The 2,905-nt window shown below is 35.6% G+C and carries 2 protein-coding genes; one reads left to right on the forward strand and one right to left on the reverse strand.

The genetic code is table 11. The annotated features are described in order from the left end of the window. The first annotated feature begins 608 nt into the window (after positions 1 to 608). Complete coding sequence (locus ASJ81_RS10610) at positions 609 to 1,775, forward strand: hypothetical protein (RefSeq protein ID WP_095644431.1); 1,167 nt, start codon at positions 609 to 611, stop codon at positions 1,773 to 1,775. A gap of 826 nt (positions 1,776 to 2,601) precedes the next feature. On the opposite strand, the gene ASJ81_RS10615 is transcribed toward ASJ81_RS10610, so the two are convergent. Continuing rightward, on the reverse strand, positions 2,602 to 2,905 hold a 304-nt coding region (locus ASJ81_RS10615), incomplete at its 5' end, for an IS66 family transposase (RefSeq protein ID WP_141241651.1).

Below are 2,905 nucleotides of genomic sequence, written 5' to 3' on the forward strand. Positions count from 1 at the left end.
CAAAATATGATAAGGGAAAATGGAAAAACTATTATATTTTTTATGCGGTTGAAAATCCCTTAAATTTGAAGAGGATACATTTGTATCATTAATTTATTTAGCATGAAAATGCTGCCATCAGCATGCATTTTCATATAGTTGTGCATGTTATTCAAGGAATATCATGTTTGTTTTCTAAAAATTAGAAATTGTTCTGTAAATCTTCCTTTTCTTACTTCCGTTAAGTTGACAGTGGATCCAGGCTATCAGATCTCAGTATGTTTTTCCCGTTTTTTTGCTCGAATTAGTGACATCAGTCCTGCTGAATCTTGTTATAGTTCCATTACTATCATTGGCAAAACGAGTAACTGAAAATATATGGATTTTAAACAACTTATTAACCTCCAGAATTTTTGCCAGACAACTGGGAACATGATATTTTTCGGTTATTTCTTAAACCACAAAACTAACAGTTTTGATATTTAACTTTTGATATTTAACATAAAATAGAAAGATTTTTTATAAGTATTGTACTGATGTTATTTGAAAAGTATTCACAATTTTGGAAGCTACAAAAAACTAAGAAAATGGCTTACTGAATATGAGTTAATCACATCGGAGAGAGTTATTTGAACCCAAAATACTTGAAAATAGTGACTTTATTGCTTCTTATACTCTGTACCGCAAGTATGGCAGGCGCAGAGTCGAGCAGCAAAAACTCAAACAATGTAGCAGTTTTGGACTACACTGAAGGAGGACACAATGACACCGATTGCAATGCTAACTTTATGTCGGAATGGTGGTATCAGAACGGGGATTTGAGGCTTGTTGCAAAAGATGGAGAACAGAAAAAAATTGCTTTTTTTGTCGTAATGGCTCATCAGGAGTCTCCGGAACTTGTAGATCCTGATTCTGGAACCCAATTGTCATACCTGTCCACATTCTACGGATTTTATCCCTATGGGGAAGCCGCCACTCATAATTTTACTAGGACTCTTGTGCCAAGATCCGGTATTGAAAATTACATCGAGTTTCATGTACCTTACCTTAACTTTGCTTATCCTGATGGTTTGAAGAGATTTTATGGATCAGGCTCCAAAGGATACATGCTGAACTACTCCTTTGATGATATGCAGCTTAATTTGTTTTTCAAGCCACATGTCAAGAAAACTGTAGATAGTGCTGTAGAGCCTGTGAATTTCACCACATACGAATACGCTTACGGAAAGCTCAGGGGCAGTGTGGTGCTCGATGGCAAGAAATATAGGGTTATGCAGAATGACGGGTATTTCGACCATATGATCCCCTACACCCCTGACCAAGCTACATGGCAAATGGAAACGCATGGATGGAGCTGGTCGGAAGTTACAGCGGGTAGATACCAGACAATTTTCTACGGTGTAAGAAGCATTGATGATGGGTATGATGGGTATACGTACAAGCATCTGACACTTATAAACAAGCATACAGGAAAGGTAATTGCAGAATATTCCGGAGATGAGATTAGTGTAGATGAAGAAGAATGGGTGAACACTGTAGTAAAGGACCGTACTGTGAAAAGGCCCTCCAAACTTGAAATCTCGACTTCCAACCTTAATATTTCCATGAATGCTCAAAGTGTGGTTCAACTTGATGACACTTCCCTACCAGGTGGGCAGCCTGTAGGTTTTGTCGATTTCATGGCTTTCCAGCCTGATAACGCAACAATCAAGTACAGGAAAAATCTTGAAAGGGGAAGCGCATTCTACGAGTATATGGTAACTGACCCGGGTATATCTGCCTCTCCTCTGGAGTGAGTCCTGAGAGGTCAGTTAATAAGATTTCTGAAGTTCCTGTTTGAAGGAACTTCCTTTTTTCCTTTATTTTAGGGTCCTTCCAAATCAGTACTAAAGCTAAAGGCATACAATGCTTATTTTGGATAATATTTATGTATTTAGAGTTTCCCCAACTAAAGTCCACTCTAAAAATCAATTTTTTAGATAAATAATCTATAATACTCTTTCAAATCAATAAAAAAGTAAGATAAATACGTTATTCTTTTACAATTTATGTTTATTTATAAATAAGGCATCTGGTGTCATTTTCATCTATACAAAATTCAATGTTAAAAGTAAGGATAAGTCAACGTTTAATTTAACGATTAAAGTACTTAAGTCATTTAAACAGCAAATAAATCATTTAATAAATGTACCTTAACTGGGGGAGGGCTGACACTACATTATATTTGGCAAAAAAGGTTTAATATCCCTTAAAAACTAATCATTCTTCAAGGGATTTATATATTTTTGTTAGGAATTGTAGGGAATGCTCTCCATTTTGTATTAATTTTCATTTTATCGAATGAATCAAAACAAAGAGCACTTATTTTTATTTAACTGTCAAAATTTGAACGAGTACCAGACAATTAAAAATAATCTTTATATAGTTGTTCGACCATAAGTCAAATATCAACTCGGGGTTGAAAATATACCAATAGTCAAAAATAGACTCATTTGTATTCGGTTAAGGATTTTGAGCTGCTGATCTCGATTTCGACGGAAAAACTCAAACCCAAATGTTTAGTGTTTAAATTGAAATCGATATCAGATTCCAGTTTTGCATTTGATGAATAATTGTAACTATTCAGGGTATAGTTAGCGGCGCTCCTTTGAGCGCCGCGAGAATACCCTCTAAAACAGGTAAACCATTCTTTCTTATTGTTGAAATATATGCTCTAATTCTGCAGAAAGCTTCCGCTCCTCGTGCAGTTCTGAAAGTTCCTGATATTTTCTGCTGTAGCTTCATCATCCTGACATCTCTTTCTGCTTGATTATTCTCAAACGGAACTTTCAAGTCTGTCAGGAATCTCAGAATCTTGTCTTTATGTTCTATAAACCTATCAAGCAGATTCCTTGCTTTGGTTTTTGGATTCTTACCACGTTTTCCT

Origin of the sequence: Methanosarcina spelaei (genome assembly GCF_002287235.1) — an archaeon.
GTDB classification, from domain to species: domain Archaea; phylum Halobacteriota; class Methanosarcinia; order Methanosarcinales; family Methanosarcinaceae; genus Methanosarcina; species Methanosarcina spelaei.